This is a genomic window from Nocardioides sp. B-3 (assembly GCF_024703895.1).
Lineage (GTDB): Bacteria > Actinomycetota > Actinomycetes > Propionibacteriales > Nocardioidaceae > Nocardioides.
Map to the genome: position 1 here is coordinate 443,115 of NZ_CP087968.1, position 18,206 is coordinate 461,320.

The 18,206-nt window shown below is 71.5% G+C and carries 12 protein-coding genes and 4 pseudogenes; 5 read left to right on the forward strand and 11 right to left on the reverse strand.

The genetic code is table 11. The features are described from left to right. Positions 1-195: 195 nt before the first annotated feature. The 3 pseudogenes from gatB to gatC all read right to left on the reverse strand — a co-directional run. Positions 196-1,733 (reverse strand): annotated as a pseudogene (gene gatB, locus LP418_RS32240) (Asp-tRNA(Asn)/Glu-tRNA(Gln) amidotransferase subunit GatB). Next, positions 1,730-3,216 (reverse strand): annotated as a pseudogene (gene gatA / locus LP418_RS03040) (Asp-tRNA(Asn)/Glu-tRNA(Gln) amidotransferase subunit GatA). Before gatA ends, gatB begins: the two co-directional pseudogenes overlap by 4 nt. 46 nt (positions 3,217-3,262) lie before the next feature. Next, positions 3,263-3,544: pseudogene (gene gatC / locus LP418_RS03045) on the reverse strand (Asp-tRNA(Asn)/Glu-tRNA(Gln) amidotransferase subunit GatC); the annotation flags it as partial. Positions 3,545-3,607: 63 nt separating this feature from the next. Here gatC and LP418_RS03050 point away from each other — a divergent pair. After that, positions 3,608-4,159 (forward strand): sigma-70 family RNA polymerase sigma factor, encoded by a 552-nt coding sequence (locus LP418_RS03050; RefSeq protein ID WP_257955179.1) that lies wholly within the window; start codon positions 3,608-3,610, stop codon positions 4,157-4,159. Next, on the forward strand, positions 4,156-5,316 hold the full coding sequence (locus tag LP418_RS03055) for a hypothetical protein (protein WP_257955180.1): 1,161 nt from the start codon (positions 4,156-4,158) through the stop codon (positions 5,314-5,316). Before LP418_RS03050 ends, LP418_RS03055 begins: the two co-directional genes overlap by 4 nt. 230 nt (positions 5,317-5,546) lie before the next feature. On the opposite strand, the gene LP418_RS03060 is transcribed toward LP418_RS03055, so the two are convergent. From LP418_RS03060 to ligA, 3 genes and pseudogenes are all read right to left on the reverse strand, one after another. Next, complete coding sequence (locus LP418_RS03060; protein WP_257955181.1) at positions 5,547-6,791, reverse strand: calcium-binding protein; 1,245 nt, start codon at positions 6,789-6,791, stop codon at positions 5,547-5,549. Between the two features lie 69 nt (positions 6,792-6,860). Then, positions 6,861-6,998: a hypothetical protein gene (locus LP418_RS03065; protein ID WP_257955182.1), complete on the reverse strand. Its 138-nt coding sequence runs from the start codon at positions 6,996-6,998 to the stop codon at positions 6,861-6,863. Positions 6,999-7,018: 20 nt separating this feature from the next. Then, positions 7,019-9,142 (reverse strand): annotated as a pseudogene (gene ligA, locus LP418_RS03070) (NAD-dependent DNA ligase LigA). A 136-nt stretch (positions 9,143-9,278) separates the two neighbouring features. Here ligA and LP418_RS03075 point away from each other — a divergent pair. The 3 genes from LP418_RS03075 (at position 9,279) to LP418_RS03085 (ending at position 11,630) form a co-directional block, all read left to right on the forward strand. Continuing rightward, positions 9,279-10,022, forward strand: coding sequence for a TetR-like C-terminal domain-containing protein (locus LP418_RS03075; protein ID WP_257955183.1), 744 nt, complete (start codon positions 9,279-9,281; stop codon positions 10,020-10,022). After that, complete coding sequence (locus LP418_RS03080; protein ID WP_257955184.1) at positions 10,015-10,737, forward strand: MFS transporter; 723 nt, start codon at positions 10,015-10,017, stop codon at positions 10,735-10,737. Before LP418_RS03075 ends, LP418_RS03080 begins: the two co-directional genes overlap by 8 nt. A gap of 416 nt (positions 10,738-11,153) precedes the next feature. Then, positions 11,154-11,630, forward strand: a complete 477-nt coding sequence (locus tag LP418_RS03085) for a hypothetical protein (RefSeq protein ID WP_257955185.1) — start codon at positions 11,154-11,156, stop codon at positions 11,628-11,630. Between the two features lie 553 nt (positions 11,631-12,183). Here LP418_RS03085 and LP418_RS03090 read toward each other — a convergent pair. The 5 genes from LP418_RS03090 to LP418_RS03110 form a co-directional block, all read right to left on the reverse strand. Next, positions 12,184-13,701 carry a hypothetical protein gene (locus LP418_RS03090; protein ID WP_257955186.1) on the reverse strand — a complete coding sequence of 506 codons (1,518 nt, stop codon included), beginning with the start codon at positions 13,699-13,701 and terminating at the stop codon, positions 12,184-12,186. 17 nt (positions 13,702-13,718) lie between these two features. Continuing rightward, positions 13,719-15,128 carry an ArnT family glycosyltransferase gene (locus LP418_RS03095; protein ID WP_257955187.1) on the reverse strand — a complete coding sequence of 470 codons (1,410 nt, stop codon included), beginning with the start codon at positions 15,126-15,128 and terminating at the stop codon, positions 13,719-13,721. Positions 15,129-15,317: 189 nt separating this feature from the next. Then, positions 15,318-15,701, reverse strand: coding sequence for a hypothetical protein (locus LP418_RS03100; RefSeq protein ID WP_257955188.1), 384 nt, complete (start codon positions 15,699-15,701; stop codon positions 15,318-15,320). Positions 15,702-16,226: 525 nt separating this feature from the next. Then, the gene (locus LP418_RS03105; RefSeq protein WP_257955189.1) at positions 16,227-17,285 is read right to left on the reverse strand and encodes a flippase-like domain-containing protein; all 1,059 of its coding nucleotides are present in this window, start codon (positions 17,283-17,285) and stop codon (positions 16,227-16,229) included. Continuing rightward, positions 17,282-17,872 carry a class I SAM-dependent methyltransferase gene (locus LP418_RS03110; protein ID WP_336275891.1) on the reverse strand — a complete coding sequence of 197 codons (591 nt, stop codon included), beginning with the start codon at positions 17,870-17,872 and terminating at the stop codon, positions 17,282-17,284. The genes LP418_RS03105 and LP418_RS03110 overlap by 4 nt, the downstream gene beginning before the upstream one ends. Between the last annotated feature and the right edge of the window lie 334 nt (positions 17,873-18,206).

Genomic DNA, 18,206 nt, shown 5'->3' on the forward strand with positions numbered 1-18,206 from the left:
CCCGCTGTACGGGAGGGCGCTCGGGGCGTCGACCCGCTGGTTCCGCGCAGCGTGATGTCGGGTGCTTGCACGGGGCGGTCCGGCTCGCGTTCCGCCCTCCCTCGAGTGGGGGCGGAACGCCTACGGTTGCAGGGTCAGCGCCGGGATTCGACCGGCTTCCCCACGTGCTCGCGATTGATGTTTCCGGGGCGAACACTACAACCAGCTGCTCAGGTCAGCTTCTCCAGGGATGAGCTCGCGCACCCGGCCCGCGTCGGCCTGTCCACGCATCTCCTTCATCACCGCACCGATGAGCGCACCGGCGGCTGCGACCTTGCCGTCGCGGATCTTGTCCGCCACGTCCGGGTTGGCCGCGATCGCGGTGTCGACGGCGGCGCTCAGGGCGCCCTCGTCCGACACGATCGCCGGAGCCGCGGGCGGCGACGATCTCGGCGGGCGTGCCCTCGGCGGCGTACAGGCCCTCGAAGACCTGACGGGCCAGCTTGTCGTTGAGCGAACCGTCGTCGATCAGCTTCTGTACGGCGACCACGTCGGCCGGGGTCACGCCGAGCTCGGCGATGTCGGAGCCGGTGTCGTTGGCGCGCCGGGCGAGCTCGGAGAGCCACCACTTGCGCGCGACCTGCGGGGTCGCGCCGGCCGCGATGGTCTCCTCGACCGGGCCGAACGCGCCGGCACCGATCGTGTCGCGCATCTCGAGGTCGGTGAAGCCCCAGACCTCCTGGAGTCGGGCCCCGCTTGACGGTCGGGTTCTCCGGCAGCGTGCCGCGGAGCTCCTCGACCCACTCGCGGCTGGGCGCGACCGGGACGAGGTCGGGCTCGGGGAAGTAGCGGTAGTCCTCGGCGTCGGACTTCTCGCGGCCACTCGTGGTGACCCCGGTGTCCTCGTGCCAGTGGCGGGTCTCCCGGAGGATCGAGCCGCCGCCGTCGAGGATGGCGGCATGCCGCTGCATCTCATAGCGGGACCGCCCGCTCGACCGAGCGCAGCGAGTTGACGTTCTTGGTCTCGGTGCGGGTGCCGAGGGCGCCGGTGCCGATCGGGGCGAGCGACAGGTTGACGTCGGCGCGGATCGAGCCCCCGGTCCATCCGGGCGTCCGAGACGCCGAGCGCCACGATGAGCTCGCGGAGCTGGGCGACGTAGGCCTTCGCCACGGCGGGTGCCCCGGCGCGGGTGCCCATGATCGGACGGGTGACGATCTCGATCAGGGGGATGCCGGCCCGGTTGTAGTCGACCAGTGAGTAGTCGGCGCCGTGGATGCGGCCGGTGGCGCCACCGACGTGCAGCGACTTGCCGGTGTCCTCCTCCATGTGGGCGCGCTCGATCTCGACCCGCACGACCTCGAATTCACCTCGGGCCGCCTCCATCAATGGGCACGGTGACGTCCATGAAGCCGTCGAAGGCGATCGGTTCGTCGTACTGCGAGGTCTGGAAGTTCTTCGGCATGTCCGGGTAGAAGTAGTTCTTCCGGGCGAAGCGGCACCACTCGGCGATCTCGCAGTTGAGCGCGAGGCCGATCCGCATGGCCGACTCGACGGCGACGCGGTTGACGACCGGCATGGCGCCGGGCAGGCCCGGGCAGGTCGGGCAGACCCGGGTGTTGGGCTCGGCTCCGAACTCGGTCGGGCAGCCGCAGAACATCTTCGAGTTGGTGTTCAGCTCAACGTGGACCTCGAGGCCCATCGCCGGGTCGAACTTCGCCAGCGACTCCTCGAAGGTGAGCAGTGCGTCAGTCATCGGGTCTCCTCCGAAGAAAGGGCGGGAGCCCGGTCGAGCAGCGGTGCGCCCCACTGCTGCGCGAGCAGGGTCTCGAGCGCGGCGCCGACGCGGTAGAGGCGCTCGTCCTCGAGCGCAGGGGCGAGGATCTGGAAGCCCGCGGGCAGCCCGTCCTCGTCGGCCGGCCGCTCGGGACCGAGATGCCGGGGACACCGGCCGGGTTGGCGGGGATGGTCGCGAGGTCGTTGAGGTACATCGCGATCGGGTCGTCGAGCTTCTCCCCCAGCTTGAAGGCTGTGGTCGGGGCGGTCGGCGACACGAGCACGTCGACCTGCTCGAAGGCGGCCTCGAAGTCGCGGCTGATCAGCGTCCGCACCTTCTGCGCCCGGCCGTAGTAGGCGTCGTAGTAGCCGCTCGACAGGGCGTAGGTTCCGAGGATGATCCGGCGCTTCACCTCGTCGCCGAATCCGGCGTCACGGCTGGCGCGCATGACGTCTTCCGCGCTCGGGTCGCCGTCGGGGACGACGCGCAGGCCGTAGCGCATGGCGTCGAACTTGGCGAGGTTGGAGGACGCCTCCGCCGGCAGGATCAGGTAGTAGGCCGCCATCGCGTGCACGAAGCTCGGGCAGGAGACCTCGACGACCTCGGCGCCGGCCTTGACCAGCAGGTCGATCGACTCCCGGAAGCGGGCCATCACGCCGTCCTGCCAGCCATCGCCGGCCAGCTCGGTGATGACACCGATCTTCACCCCGGTCATGTCGCCGGTCGCACCGGCCTTCGCGGCGTCGGTGAACGACGGCCGGGCACGGTCGATGCTGGTGGAGTCGCGCGGGTCGTGCCCGCCGATGACGTCGTGCAGCAGCGCCGAGTCGAGGACGGTCCGGGTGACGGGGCCCGCCCGGTCGAGGCTGTTGGCGAGGGCAACGAGGCCGTAGCGGGACACTCCGCCGTACGTCGGCTTCACGCCGACCGTGCCGGTGACCGCGCCGGGCTGGCGGATCGAGCCGCCAGTGTCGGTGCCGATGGCGAGCGGGGCCTCGAAGGCGGCCACGGCCGCGGCCGAGCCACCGCCGGAGCCGCCGGGGATCCGGTCGAGGTCCCGTGGATTGTGGGTCGGGCCGTACGCAGAGTGCTCGGTCGACGAGCCCATGGCGAACTCGTCCATGTTGGTCTTGCCCGGGATCGGCAGGCCAGCGGCCTTCAGCTTCGCGACGACGGTTGCGTCGTACGGCGGGATCCACCCCTCGAGGATCTTCGACCCACACGTCGTGGGGAGGCCCTCGGTGGCGAGCACGTCCTTGACCGCGATGGGCACGCCGTCGAGCGGGCTCAGGGTCTCGCCGGCGGCGCGGCGGGCGTCGGCGGCGGCGGCCTGTTCCAGAGCGCCGTCACGGTCGATGTGCAAGAACGCGTGGACGGCGCCGTCGACTGCGTCGATGCGGTCGAGGTGGAGCTCCGTGAGCTCGACGCTGGTGACGGTCCCGTCGGCGAGCGCCTGCGCCATCTCCGCGGCCGTGCTGCGAATGGTGATCGTCACTGTTCGTCTCCCGGATCCGCGGGACGGAGAAGCGCTGCTGGTCGACCGCGGGGGCCATGGCGAGCGCCTGCTCGGCGGTCAGCCCGGGCGTGACGACGTCGTCGCGGAAGACGTTGGTCAGCGGCAGCGCGTGCGACGTCGGAGGGACGTCGTCTCCGGCCACACCGTTGATGGAGGCGACGGACTCGAGGATCACGCTCAGCTGGGGAGCGAGGTGATCGAGCTCTGCGTCGTCGAGGTCGATGCGGGCGAGGTTCGCGAGGTGCGCGACCTCGTCTCTGGTGATCTCGGGCATGGGCTGAATCCTAGGTGCGCCCAACCGATGTGCCGCACGCGGCGTCTGTTGGGGTGACAATCAATGAGGCATTCGAGGGGGACTGATGGCTCGACCACCCACTGGCGCGCTGCACGACGCGGACTTCACCGAGTTCGTGCAGGGCCAGCTGGCCGGCGCTCTACCGCACGGCCTACCTGTTGCTGGGCGATCGCGAGCTGGCGGAGGACCCGGCGCAGACCGCCCCAGGCCAAGACCTACGCCGCCCGGTCCCGCATCGACGACCGGGTCGCCGCTCCGGCCTACGCCCGGCGCACGTTGGTCAACACCGCGGCCTCGTGGTTCCGCAAGAAGGGGTGGCGCAACGAGCTGCCCACCTCCTCCCTGCCGGAGGCGTCCTACGCCTCCGACCCGAGCACCCGGCCGGCGGTGATCGACGCGCTCGGCCAGCTGCCACCGCGGCAACGCGCCGTCGTCGTCCTCCGCTACTACGAGGACCTCTCGGTCGCCGAGACCGCCGACGCGCTCGGCTGCTCGCCCGGGACCGTCAAGAGCCAGACCTTCGAGGCCTTCGCCAAGCTGCGCGTGCTGCTGGGCGATGCCGTCATTCCCGAGACCCCAGGGAGCCCACCGTGACTGAACGACTCTCCGCACTCCTCCGCGCCGATGCCGACGCCCCGGACGTCCCTCCCGTCGACCACGCGGCGATCCCGGGCCGGGGGCGTCAAGCGCGCACCCGTCGCCGTACGACCATGTTCCTCACCGCTGCGGCCGTCCCGGCCGTCGTCGGCACGGGCACCGCACTCGCCCTCAACGGTTCCGGCTCCCCCGACCGCGACGGCAAGGCCACCGACTCGATCGCTTCCGAGACCCCGTCGCACGGCATCGTGGCGTACGGCGCCGGCTCGACGGTCGTCGTCGACGGCGTCACCGCCACCATCCCGGACACCCTGCACTCGTTGCACTACACGTCGGTCGGCGTGCTGACCCGCAGCAATCCCCACGACGGTGCGTCCGACGGCTCGGGTCCCGAGAGCCTGACGCTGGTCGCCGCCGACGGCACCACGACCGACCTCGGCACGATCCCCGAGGGAGTCGGTCCCGCCACGGATCCCGACGAGCGGGTCTACGCACTGGCCGAGAAGTCGGGCGACGGTTTCCGGGCCGTGGTCCGCGACGCCACCACCGGCGAGGAGGTGAGCAGCGTCCCGCTCCCGGACCTGCCGATGAGCTACTGGCCGGTCCCACCGCTCGCGCTCGACGGCGACGTCGTCTATGCCGGGTTCGAGCAGGAGGCCTACGCCGTCAACTGGCGCACGGGCGAGATGCAACCCGCGACCGGGCTGGGCGGAGGGATCCTCGAGGTCCGTGGCGGATTGGCGCTCGACCACGGCGAGGAGATCGGTGAGGGCGGAGCCCTCGACATGGTCATTTCGGTCGTCGACGCAGCCACGGGCGCGAGCGCGCTCGTCGTCCCTTTGGAGGAGGGTGAGTACGGCTCCGGCAGCCTCTCCCCCGACGGGAAGTACCTTCGCTTCACCCGGGACGGGATGAGCGGGAACGGTGAGTACTCCGAGCCCGACTCGGTTCACATCTACGACGTCGCCACCCGGGAGCGGGTGACCCTCGTAGGCGACCCGTACGGCTGGGGCTGGACCTCTGGAGGCTTCGCTTTCAGCGTGTCGGGCAACGAGCTCACTGTGTGCGATCCCGCCACGGGCGCATGTGAGACCGAGGCGGGACCCGGTGTCGGTCAGAACCTCAGGCTCGGCGGGAACGCCTACGAGAGCTGATCACGACGCGACTCGGCGGTGGCGACCCCAGTGGGTTGCCACCGCCGCTGTGCGCCGTACCCGATCGACCCCATCCCCAGCGGTGCCAAGCCCACATTCCCAGCGTCGCGAATGTGGGTGGCTCACCGGCGGGCCGGCGAGCCTCCGGCGACACGCCCCATGGCGGTGTCAGGGCCACATTCTGAGCGCAGAAAATGTGGGTCACTCACCGCCGCAAGATGAATGACGCGTCAGCAGCTCTTGCGCCGCTCGATCAGCTTGCACTTGTCCCGGCCACCCTTGCCGAAGCCCGGGTCGAAGCCCTTGCCGCCGATCAGCAGGTCCAACTTGTTGGAGCCAGTGAGCACGTCGGCGCCGCCGCGGGTCTTGATGATCGCGCGGAAGTCGGGGTGGGCGTCGATGACCTCGCCCTTGTCGGTGCCCTTGTAGATCGTCTTCGCATTGGCGGGCAGTGAGACCTCGGTGAAGCTCTGGATCTTGCCGGTGATCGCGACCGGCAACAGCTTGGTCACCTTGGTCAGTCCCTTGCGCTGGTCGATGCGCACCGTCGGGAAGATCGCCGGGTTGGCGTAGGACACCATCCGCAGCTTGTCCCGGCCGCCGTTGCCGACCACCTTGAAGCCCGACTCGCTGGGCACCGGGATGGTGACCGTGTCGCCGCCAGAACCAGCCTTGATCAGCTTCGAGTTCGGCGAGGTCGCGGTGATGGAGTCGGGGCCGGGGCCGCCGACGATGGTGTCGGCGCCGGCCGGGCTGACGATCGTGTCGTCGCCCGATCCGCCGTCGACGGTGTCGTTGCCGGCACTGTCGTTGCCGTCGGGCGTGATCACGTCGTCGCCGTCCCGGCCGAAGAGCTGGTCGTCGCCGGCCATGCCGTAGAGCCGGTCGGACTTGTAGGTGCCGCGGATGATGTCGTTGAACGGCGTCCCGATGAAGCCGATGGGCGAGCCCGCGGCGATGACGATCGTGTCGGTCCCGTCGGCCCCCACGACGGCGGGTACGGCGCGGAGGTCGACCACCGCAGGAGCCGGGGCGCCGAAGTAGCTGATGGTGTCCTGCTCGACCTTCACGCCCGCCGAGACCGGCCGGGCGTCGTAGCCGGGGTCGACGTAGTCGTTGCCGGCGCCGGGGATGATCGTGTCGCCCGTCCGGTGGAACCGGCCGAAGGCATCGGCGCGGTAGTCGTCGAGCTCGCCGTAGATCGTGTCGTCGTCGGGACCGCCCGAGATCCGGTCCGCGCCGGCGCCCGCGCAGATCAGGTCGTTGCCACCCGGGCCGGAGATCGTGTCGTTGCCGGCGCCCGCCCAGATCACGTCGCGCTTCGCCGTACCCGTCAGGTTGTTGGCCTTGCCGTTGCCGACGACGGTGGCCCGCTCACCGGCGCACAGGGGCGCGGCCGCGACCGCGGGCGCACCCGGGGCGATGAGTGGCACGGTCAGCGCGAGCGAAGCGGTGATGGTGGGCAGGAAACGCATGGGAACCTCCGGGTTGACGTCCTGTGCTCTGTGTCCAGACGTGGGACGCGGCAAACCTCGGCGGAGTTGTCAGGCGCGTGTCCAGAGCAGCCACAACGTGAAGCCGTCGGCCACGAGCACGGAGACCACGACGAGCGCCATCGTGGAGTCGGACCATCGCCGGGAGATGCCCACGAACGGCAGGATCATCCCCGCGTGGCCGCGCACGACCCCCGGGTCGTCGGCCGTTACGCCGGCCCGTTGGCCAGCAGCGCGACGAAGCCGGCCTCGTCGAGGACGGGCACGCCGAGCTGTTCGGCCTTCTCCGCCTTCGACCCGGCGTTGTCGCCGACCACGACGTAGTCGGTCTTCTTCGACACCGAACCGGAGGCCTTGCCGCCGCGCACGATGATCGCCTCCTTGACCGAGTCCCGCGTGTAGCCCTCGAGCGAGCCGGTGACGACGATCGTCAGCCCCTCGAGCGTGCGGGCGACGGACTCGTCGCGCTCGTCCTGCATGGTGACGCCGGCCGCGGCCCACTTGTCCACGATCGCCCGGTGCCACTCGTGCTCCGGGCCGTCGAACCACTCGCGCACCGATGCGGCGATGGTCGGTCCGACGCCGTCGGTGTTGGCCAGCGTCGTCTCGTCGGCCTCGCGGATCGCGGTCATCGAGCCGAACTGCGTAGCGAGCGCCCGGGCCGCGGTCGGTCCGACGTGGCGGATCGACAGCGCGACGACCACCCGCCACAGCGGCACGGTCTTGGCCTTGTCGAGGTTGTCGAGGAGGCGCTGGCCATTCGCAGACAGCTGCGGGCCTTCCTCGCCCTTCTTGGCTGCGCGGGTGAACAGCGCGGCCTTGAGCAGGTCGTCCCCGGTCAGGTCGAACAGGTCGCCCTCGTTGGCGATCGCCCCGGCGTCGAGGAGCGCGACCGCGGCCTCGTAGCCGAGGCCCTCGATGTCGAACGCCCCCGGCCGGCGACGAAGAAGGCGCGCTCGCGCACCCGGGCCGGACACTTCTCGTGGTTGGGGCAGCGCAGGTCCTTGTCGCCGTCCTTCTGCTGGACCAGCGGGGTGCCGCAGCCACCGACCTCCGGCGGGCACACCGTCGGCGGCACCCACGGCTCGAGTCCCTCGGGCCGCAGCGCCAGCACCGGACCGACGATCTCCGGGATCACGTCGCCGGCCTTGCGCAGGATCACCGTGTCCCCGGGAGTGCCCGGCCGGACGTCCTTGCGCACGACCTCGTGGAAGTTGTGCAGCGTCGCGTTCTCCACGGTGGAGCCCGCGACCCTCGTGGGCTCCATGACGCCGTACGGCGTGACGCGACCGGTGCGCCCGACGTTGACGCGGATCTCGAGGAGTCGGGCGTTGACCTCCTCGGGCGGGTACTTGAAGGCGATGGCCCAGCGAGGCGCGCGACTGGTGGAGCCGAGCCGGCGCTGCAGGTTGACGTCGTCGACCTTGACCACGACGCCGTCGATCTCGTAGCCGACGATGGTGTGGCGGTGCTCCCCCACGTGCTCGATGTAGGCCCGGACGTCGGCCAGTGTCGGCACGACCTTGACCTGGTCTGAGGTGGGCAGGCCCCGGGCCCGCATGGCGGCGTAGGAGCCGGACTGGGCCGTGGGCTCGAAGCCCTGCCGGGCGCCGAGGCCGTGGCAGACCATGCCGAGGGAGCGGGTCGCGGTGACCTTGGGGTCCTTCTGGCGCAGCGAGCCGGCCGCGGCGTTGCGCGGGTTGGCGAAGAGCGGCTTGCCCGCGTCCGCCATCGAGGCGTTGAGTCGCTCGAAGGCCTCGGCGGGCAGGAACACCTCGCCGCGCACCTCGACCAGCGTCGGCACCGGGAACTCGTCGGTGCCGGTGAGGCGGTGCGGGATCGAGTCGATCGTCTTGACGTTGGGGGTGACGTCCTCGCCGGTGCGGCCGTCGCCGCGGGTCAGGGCGCGCACGAGGCGACCGCCTTCGTAGAGCAGGTTGATCGCCGGGCCGTCGACCTTGAGCTCGCAGAGCAGGTCGGCCGACTCGACCCCGTCGCGGGCGAGGCGGGCGTGCCACGAGGCGAGCTCCTCGAAGGAGAACGCGTTGTCGAGGCTCTCCATCCGCTGGAGGTGGTCGACCGCCGTGAACTCCGTCGACACCGCGCCGCCCACGGTCTGGGTCGGCGAGTCGGGAGGTGCGGAGCTCTGGGTGGGTCTCCTCGAGGGCCTCCAGCTCGCGCATCGACGTGTCGAACTCGGCGTCGGAGAGGGTGGGGTCGTCGAGGACGTAGTAGCGCCAACGGGCGTCCTCGAGCTGCTCGCTGAGGGCCCGGTGACGCTCGCGCGCCTCCGGGGGCGCGGGCTCGACGGCTGGGGTCTCCGACTCACTCATGGGGACAGTTTGCCCGTCCTCACCGACGTCGCCGTACGCCCGGGGTAGTCCAGTTGCAGATGGCTGTCAACGAGCCCTCCGGACGACCATCTGCCACTGGACTAACGAGGTTTGCCGGCCGGCCACCCCCTGCCCGATGAAACGAACTTGTTCCATCGGAATATTTGGCCTACTTTCCTGCTTGGGAACGAAACAGTTTCGTTTCATCACCACGGGAGGAACCACGACCATGAATGCCCCGGACCCGCAGGCGACGCGCCCGCGCATCGAGGGCGACCGTGAGCAGGAGATCCTGCAGGCCACCCTCGACGTGCTCGCCGAGGTCGGCTACGACCGCCTGACCATGGACGCGGTCGCGTCCGCGGCCAAGGCCAGCAAGGCCACGCTGTACCGCCGCTGGAACGGCAAGGTCAGCCCGGTCATCGACGCGCTGCTGTCGCAGAAGCAGCCGAGCGAGGTGCCCGACACCGGCACCCTGCGCGGCGACCTGATCGCCGCCTACTGCGGCATGGGCGGCTTCGGCGACGCCCGGGCCGTCTCCACCTTCACCAGCGTGCTCACCGCGATGGTGCGCGACGAGGAGTTCGCCGAGGCCTACCGCCGCGATGTGCTCGGACCCAAGGTGGCGGCCAGCTCCGCCATCTACGCCCGCGCGCTCGAACGAGGAGAGCTCGGCGAGGGGGCAGACGTGTCCGTCCCGGCGCCGGCGCTCGCCGGCATCGTCATGCACCGCTTCTTCCTCCATGGCGAGGAGCCGAACGAGGAACGCATCGCGCGGATCATCGATCAGATCATCATTCCGGCCGCAACCTGTCCGCATCTGCCGACAGCCTCCGACCAGACACCCCACGAACTCACAGACGAGGAACTCCATGACTGACACCACAGCGGTCGCCCCCGAGGTGACCCCCGCGGAGCACAAGCGCCTGCGCTGGGCGCTCGTGCTCATCTCCCCGGCGCAGCTGATGGTGGTGCTCGACAGCACCATCGCCAACATCGCCCTGCCGTTCATCGGCCGGGACCTCGACATCTCGCAGGGCAACCTGCAGTGGATCGTCACCGGTTATGCGCTCGCCTTCGGTGGCCTGCTGCTCCTCGGTGGTCGCCTCGGCGACCTCTACGGCAGGCGCCTGATCTTCATGATCGGTGTCACGGTCTTCGCCGTGGCCTCGCTCACCGGCGGACTCGCCCAGAACGAGGGCATGCTGCTCACGTCGCGAGCCCTCCAGGGGGCTCGGCGCCGCGCTGGCCTCCCCGCCGCGCTGGCCCTGATCACCACCACGTTCCCCGCCGGCAAGGAGCGCAACCGGGCCTTCGCGGTCTACGCCATGATGTCCGGCGCCGGTGCCGCGGTCGGCCTGATCCCGGGTGGCTGGCTCACCGGCATCCACGACCTCGAGCTGCTCGGCACGCCCGTCAACGGCTGGCGCCTGACCTTCTTCATCGTCGTCCCGATCGGCCTCGTCGCCGCTGCCTTCGCCCCGCGCTTCTTCGAGGAGTCGGAGCGCCACGCGGGTGAGCTCGACATCCCCGGTGCCATCACCGGCACCCCCGGGCCTGCTCGCCCCGGTCTACGGCTTCTCCCGTGCCGGTGACGCTGCCCACGGCTGGAGCGACTCGGTGACCATCGCGTCGCTGGGCGCCGGCGTCGCACTGCTCGTCATCTTCGCGGTGATCGAGTCGCGCGTGGAGCACCCGCTGCTGCCCATCCGCATCTTCGCCAACCAGACGCGCGCCGCGTCCTTCGCCGCGATGATGCTGATGCCGGCCGCGATGTTCTCGATGTTCTTCTTCCTCAGCCTCTACATCCAGAACATCATGGGCTACTCCCCCCTCAAGGCCGGCGTCGCGTTCCTGCCCTTCAGCGTCGGCATCGTCATCTCGGCCACCATCGTGTCCAACTTGGTCGGCCGGTTCGATCCGCGCTTCATCGCCGGCACGGGTACGGCGATGGCGGCTCTGGCCCTGTTCCGGGTTCTCGCGGCTCGACATCCCGGACGGTGCCGGCGACGTGCTCTCGGCCGCGTCCTCCGGAGCGTTCCTCGGTGCCGACGTGAACTACTGGACGAGCATCTTCCCGTTCGTCATGTTGATGTCGCTGGGCATGGGCGCGGTCTTCGTGCCGCTGACCCTGACGGCCGTGCACCACGTGCGCGCCGAGGACTCGGGCATCGGCTCGGGAGTCCTGAACACGATGCAGCAGGTCGGCGGTGCCCTCGGGCTCGCGATCATGTCCACCATCGCGAGCAGCGCGGCCACCGACCACGCCGACAAGATCGCTCCCGGCGTCGCCAAGGGCCTCGCCGGCGCGGAGCCCAACGTGATCCGGGGCCTCGTCCAGCTGGGCTCGTTCCCGACCGGCGCCACCGCGGCGTTCTTCTTCGGGACGTTCCTGATGGCTGCCGGCTCGCTCATCGTGTGGCTGTTCCTCAACGTGAAGCACGAGGAGCTCGCCACCGACGGTCCCGCGGCCGTGCCCGGCCACTGATCGCCGTACGAACAAAGGGAGGGCACCCGGTTCCACCGGGTGCCCTCCCGTCGTCCCATCCGATGTCCCGATCGCTCCGAAGGAGAGACGTGACCGATCCGTTCCTGACGAAGCTCGACGCGCGGGGACGCCCGCGCGCGCTGATCCCGGGGCTGCACGGCGGCAAGCCGCGCTCGCACCAGCCGGTCGACGGTCGCAGCGCGTCGTGGCGCCGCGCCGCCCGGCTCCAGCGCGACATCGCGCCGCGCGCACAGGCGGCCGGGATCGGAGTCTGGCTGCTGCGCTACCGCGAGCGCGGCTGGAACGGCGGCGCCGACCGGATCGCCGACGCCCGCTGGGCCCCCGGACCGTGTCCGTACGGCGCACGGCGACGTCCCCGTCGTGATGCTGGGCCACTCGATGGGCGCACGAGTCGCGGTGCACGTCGCAGACGACCGCTCCGTGGTCGGCCTGATCGGGCTGGCGCCCCGGTGGTCGGCCGAGGACCCCGTCTCGACACTCGCAGGCAAGGCCCTCGTGGCCGCACACGGCCGGCGGGACCGGATCACCTCCTTCAAGGAGACCACCCGCTACGTCGAACGCGCACGACACGTCGCCGACAGCGTGCAGCTGCGGGACATGGGCGCGCTCGGCCACTACATGCTGACCGGCTCCGCCACTCGGCACGACGTCGCGATCGACTCCGTGCTGGACCTCGTGGCCGCCCGCGCCCGCCCGACCAGCACCGAGACGATCGCCACCCCCGACACCGACCGCCAGCACCACCAACACGTCCGGCAACGGGCCGTCGACCGGCGAGCTCTCCTGCCGGTCGAACACGTAGTACTTCTCCAGCCGGGCCAGCGCCCCCGCCAGCCACACCAGCAGCACCGCTGACCACCCGGCGGCCACCCACCAGTCGCGACGCTCGGCCGCCCGGGTCGCATGCGCTGGGCGGCGCCACCAGCGACCCACCTCGAGCATGCCGACGGCGGTCGCCGTGGCCAGCAGCGGCATCGCCTGCATGAGGTAGCGGTCGTGGAAGCCGCCGCCGGTGGCGAGGAAAGCGACCACGTTCTGCAAGGTGACCAGTGCCTGCAGGCACAGCAGCACCCACACCGCATCGAGCCGCACGCCGTCGCGTCGCACCGAGCGCGCCAGCGCGATCGGGACGAGCACCAGCGCGGCCACGATCACGATCGGTGTGGCCAGTGTGGGCTCGGTGAGCCCCGGGATGTTGTCGATCCGGTCGAGTCCCGCCACCGGGGACCGCCCGAACTTGGCCAGCAGGGCGTTCTGGCCCGTGAGGTCGCCGTACAGGTGCAGGTTGCGCACGTAGAACCAGCCGAACGCGAGGGCCGGGATGCCGCCGACCGTGGCGAAGGCTCCCACTCCGCCGCGCCACCCCTCCCGCCGGGTCAGCACGATGAGCAGCGCGACCGCGCACAACGCGACCATCAGCACGCCCCGGGCCCGGGTGCCCGCCGCCACCGTCCCGGCCAGCGCAGCGATGGCCAGCAGGCGCGGGGTCACGGCACCACGCAACATCCGGATCGTCATCAGGACCAGCAGCAGCGCGGACGCCGACGCCCAGCCGTCGTTGACGAAGAACGCCGACCGCAGCACGAGTGTCGGGGCCGCCGCGACCACCGTCGCCAGCGCCGCCACCGCGGGCCGTCGAGGCACCAGCTCGCGCGCGATCGCGCCCACCGGGGAACAGCCACACGGCGAAGCCCAGCGTGTTGGCGAGCCGCATCGTGATGATCATCCCGCTCTGGTGCTCAGACGCGACCCACCAGACCGGCACCATCGCCGGGTGGAACAGCGGCGGGTGGTTGGCCGTCCAGATGTCGCCGTGGTCCTCGTCCCAGCCGCGGAACTCGCCGGCGGTCCCGGGGAAGCGATCGGGGTCGTCGACGATGTCGGTCTCGATGGTCGGCAGCCGACCCTCGGCCAGCGCGGCGACGTAGCCGGTGTGGGCGGGCTCGTCGTTGCCCCAGCTCGGCACCTTGAAGACCATGGCGATCTGGGCGCCGACGAGAGCCGGGAGCAGCGCGGCCAGCAGCGGGACGGCGTAGGGGTGGGTTCGCATCCGGGAGATGTGCACGATCAGCGTCCTTCTTCGGCGGAGCAGCCACGCAGGTGGCGCAGCTCGATGACGGGTCCCGGGCGACGGTGCGCGGGCGGGTAGTAGTTGAAGCTGAAGTCGTAGGAGAAGCCGGTGGGCGCGTCGCCGTTGGCGAACGGGCTGGCGCGCAGCACGAGGTCGCTCTCGGCGGCCAGCGTCGTGTAGTAGGCCGCGGCGTCAGTGAGCCCGGCGGCGAGGCCGCGGTCGTGCTGGTGGCCGTTGACCATCACCCAGCAGAAGCCGTCGGCGCGGTAGTCCTCGACGAGGCCGGAGTTCAGCGACAGCTCGTAGCGCTGGAACGGCCGCTCGATCGGGTACAGCTCGAGCCCCGCGTTGCGGAGCTCGCGACGGTACGTCCCCGGCACGGCCGGCTCCACCACGATCCGCTCGCCGGCCGGGACCTCGGCCAACAGCCACGTGAGCGCGGCGGCGCGGGTGTCGGTGCGGGTGAGCAACAGGTCGCTGCGCACGACGTCGACGACGGGCTGGGCCAGCACGACGATGGCCACGAGGGCGACCACGGTTCTCTCTTCCAGTCGCGGGAAGCGCGTGCCGAGTGCGTCGACGACCCTGCTGGCGCCGTACCCCGCAAGGACGGCCAGCGCCGGATAGGCCGGCAGCATCCAGCGACCGAAGTAGCGGCCCTGCATGGCCATCGCGACGTAGAGGACGACCGGGAAGGCGACCGGGAGCAGGGTGCGGGCGCGGTTGTGGCGCCACGCGAGCACGAGGCCGACCGCGGCGAGGAGGAGCGGCACCACGCCGAAGCCCCAGAGGAGGGTCACCGGATAGCCGACCCGGGCCGAGCCGGTCTGGCCGAGCTTGGTGGTTGCTGCCTGTGCCGACTGGCCGGTGAAGTTGGCCCAGAACTTGTCGAGCTCGACGGCGATGAAGGGGTTCAGTGCGAGCAGGCAGGCCACGCACGCGAGGGCCGCCGCGGCCAGCCGGACGAGGGCAGGCGTGGGGCGCATCCGCCCCTCCGGGACCCGCAGGAGCAGGGCCAGTCCGATCAGCAGCGCCATGGGTGCGGCGAGGTACTTCGTGGCGGCGGCGACCCCGACCAGTCCGCCGGCGAGCAGCACGTCGGTCCAGGAACCGCGCTCGTGCACCGCCGGGCACGCCACCAGCGCGAGCGTCAGCGGCAGCAGGGTCGGGACGTCGTTGATCGCCCGGTGGCCGTAGAAGACCGGGAGGTAGGCGAAGCCGACGAAGGCCGCCGCCCACACTCCCGTACGGCGGTCGAAGAACCGTCGCCCCGCGAGGAAGACCGCCGCAACCGTCGCCGTCCCGAGCAGCGCGACCACCACGCGGGCCACGGTGAACACCGCCGTCGGGTCGTCGACGAGCATCGAGGACACGTCCCGGTCCCAGAACACGACGCGGTAGAGCACGGCCGGGGAGGTCGGTGAAGCCGCTCGGGTTCTCGAAGTAGCCGGAGTACCAGTCGCCGTCCGCGGCGCGGGTGGCCTGCGGGACGTAGTGCAGCTCCTCGTCGGCGTTGTAGGCGTGCGGCAGCCCGTGCCGGATCCCCGACCGGGGCGCGAGCAGTGACAGCGCGAGCACGAGGCCGAGCGTGAGCCTCACGACCATGTCCACACCCCGCCCCAGACCGGGTAGCCGAGGCTCTGCGCGGCGGCCGGGACCCAGAGCAGGACGGTGATCACGGCAAGGGCACGCAGCCGTCCCCCGAGCTGCAGCACCCGGGCCAGCAGCATCGGCTCGCAGCCCCAGCGCAGGTAGGCCTGCCCGCGGTCCCAGACGGGCAGGCACAGCAGCAGGGCGAGGTAGCCGGCGAGCGCGAGGCGTTCGTACGGCGGGCCGTCGCGGTGTCGCAGAGCGGCGGCCGCGATGCCGAAGGCGGCCAAGGTCGGGAGCAGGAGCACGAGGTTGGGCCACTCGCTGCCGAGGTGTGTCGCTGCGAGACCGAGGTACTTGCCCAGTGCGGTGAGCGGCGCCTCGAGCACGTTGTCCCGGGGCCCCTCGCCCGACCAGCGCTGGCGAACCCCGGTACGCCAGGGCGACGTAGACAGTGAGCGGGACTGCCCCCGACCCACCACGGGGGCGACGCCCGCCTCTCAGGGCCGCCAGCAGCACCGCCACCGCCACCACCAGCGTGGTCTCCCGGGTCAGCGCGGCAGCGGTCAGCGCGAGCACGGCCCACACGTGGCGGCGCGCACGGAGGGCCACGAGCGCACCGAGCAGCAGGGCACCGGCCAGCGGTTCGGTGAGGTCCCGGCCGACACCGACGACGTACCCCGCCCACATCGCCGGGACGGCGCCCCACCACGGGCTGCGGCCGACCTCGCGTGCGAGCCGGGCAGCCGTGCAGGCGAGGACGAGCACGGCGAGGAGGTTGACCAGCAGCAGCGCGATCGGGACGAGCGGGGCCCGGCCGCCCGAGACGGCCCACACCGTCAGCGGGTAGCCGACACGGGTCTGCCAGTAGGCGGGCCGGGTGAAGGTGATGCCCGCGGCGGTGACCTCGTCGGTCAGCGGGTCGAGGGCGAGCCGGTAGTAGGCCAGCCCGTCGTATCCGAGCGTGAAGCCCTGCGGGTCACCCCCGAGCACGACGAGGCGTGCGCCGACGAACGCGAGGTAGGCCACGGCGACGACCGCGACCACCGTGGCGACGCCCGCGCTGCGGCGTACGGCGGCGATCGGCGGCGCCTCACGCGTGGCCGACACCGACGGGCTCTCGGGTCCGGCGCGCCCGGGCCACGGCGCCGGCCGCGAGGGCGAAGTCGCCGACCGAGTGCGCGACGCGGGCGAGCAGGGCGGCTGCCGCCGCGGTGGGTACGCCGACCACAGGCGACAACAACGCGATCAGCACCGCCTCCCGGGCACCGAGGCCGGCGGGCGCGAACACGAGCAGCACCCCGGCCGCGTGGGCGAGGGCGAACGCGGCGAGGGCCGCGAGGACGTCCCCGCCCGGCAGCAGGACCCACAGGCTCACGCCGTAGCAGGCCCACACGGAGGTCATCAGCACGAGCGCCCGCACGAGGTCGGGGATGCCGAAGGCGATCTCGACCCCGGCCGGGGCGGCGCCCGAGGAACCTCAGCACCGGCGGCGCCAGCGCGACGGCGCCGCCGACGACGACCAGCAGCCACCACGCGGTGTCGAGCCCGGTCGACACCACTCCCCCGGCGACCAGCAGGCCGCCGAGCACGAGTCCGCTGAAGGTGTGCAGCAGCAGGAACAGCGCCGAGGCGGTCACGCTCGAGCGCGCGGGCACGCCGTGGCGCCGACCGAGCTGTGCTTGCACGGCGAAGCTCCAGACCGAGCCCGGGACGTACTTGCCGAGCTGGCCGACGAAGAAGACCGCGCCCGCGTCACGCAACGGCACCGGCGACCCGAGTCCGGCGAGCAGGTTGCGCCACAGCACTCCCGTGAGGGCGAGCCCGGCAGCCGCGACCGCGACCGAGAGACACAGCCTGACCGCCCCCGTGGCGGCGGCTGCGTCCCCGATCTCGGCCCAGCGTCCCTCAGAACCCCCACCGGGGCGAAGCCGATGACCGGGGAGGACGAAGACGATCCGAGCACCCCTCATGCGGTGCCGGAGGAGCGCAGCAGGGCCGTTCGCGTCGGATAGGGCAGGGCCGGCGTGAGGCCGCGCGTCATCGTGACGTCCACCCGGTCACCGAGGGTCTCGATCGCATCGACGTAGCGACGACGGTCGACGTTGTCGAAGACGATGATGCCCTCGGGCGAGAGCCGTTCGACCGCGGCGCTCAGGCAGGCCTCGCGGGCGCGGCCGTCGATCACGATCACGTCGAAGTCACCTGCGACGTCGTCGATCGCGCAGACGTAGTCGACGAAGTCGAGGCCTGCGTGGCCCGGCTTGGCCGAGCCCACGACCGGGGTCGCCGTCTCCACGGGCTCGACGACGCGCAGGGTCACGTTGTCGGGCAGCCGCGGCGAGAGCTGGGCGGCCCAGCCGGCGTGGTGCTCGACCGAGTGCACCGAGCCCGCGCGGGCGGCCAGCCACAGCGTCGATGCGCCCGAGCCCCACTCGAAGACGCGGGCGTCGGGGTGCTCGCGCAGGTAGGACGCCACCTCGTCGGCCGAGTCGAAGGTCCACCGGGGCAGGTCGAGTGCGCCCGGGCCGTCCACGTCGTGGATCGCGAACAGGGACACGAGCCACGTCGCCGTACGCGATCGGGGCGCGCGGCGCTCGAGGAACGCCCGGGATGCCGAGGGCGCGCAGCAGGCCGCCGATCAGGCGGACGATGCGGATGTAGAGGGTCTTCACAGGATTCCTGCCATCTCGATGGGCTTGTCGATGGGTGCCGTGGGCACGCGCAGCATGTCGAAGCGCGCGCTTGGTGTGCTCGAGGTTGGTCTCGATCAACGCCCGGTTGGTGCGGATCAGGTCGGAGACGATGCCGAGCATCAGGCACAGCGACGACATCACGACCAGCGCGGCGCCGGCCAGCAGCGACTGCACGTGGCCGCCGCCGTCGCCCGTCGC

Coding starts and splice junctions, on each gene's coding strand:
- LP418_RS03050 (WP_257955179.1), top strand. CDS start 3,608: ATGAGGCATTCGAGGGGGACTGATGGCTCGACCACCCACTGGCGCGCT.
- LP418_RS03105 (WP_257955189.1), bottom strand. CDS start 17,285: ATGAGGGGTGCTCGGATCGTCTTCGTCCTCCCCGGTCATCGGCTTCGC.
- LP418_RS03075 (WP_257955183.1), top strand. CDS start 9,279: ATGAAACGAACTTGTTCCATCGGAATATTTGGCCTACTTTCCTGCTTG.
- LP418_RS03090 (WP_257955186.1), bottom strand. CDS start 13,701: ATGCGAACCCACCCCTACGCCGTCCCGCTGCTGGCCGCGCTGCTCCCG.
- LP418_RS03080 (WP_257955184.1), top strand. CDS start 10,015: ATGACTGACACCACAGCGGTCGCCCCCGAGGTGACCCCCGCGGAGCAC.
- LP418_RS03060 (WP_257955181.1), bottom strand. CDS start 6,791: ATGCGTTTCCTGCCCACCATCACCGCTTCGCTCGCGCTGACCGTGCCA.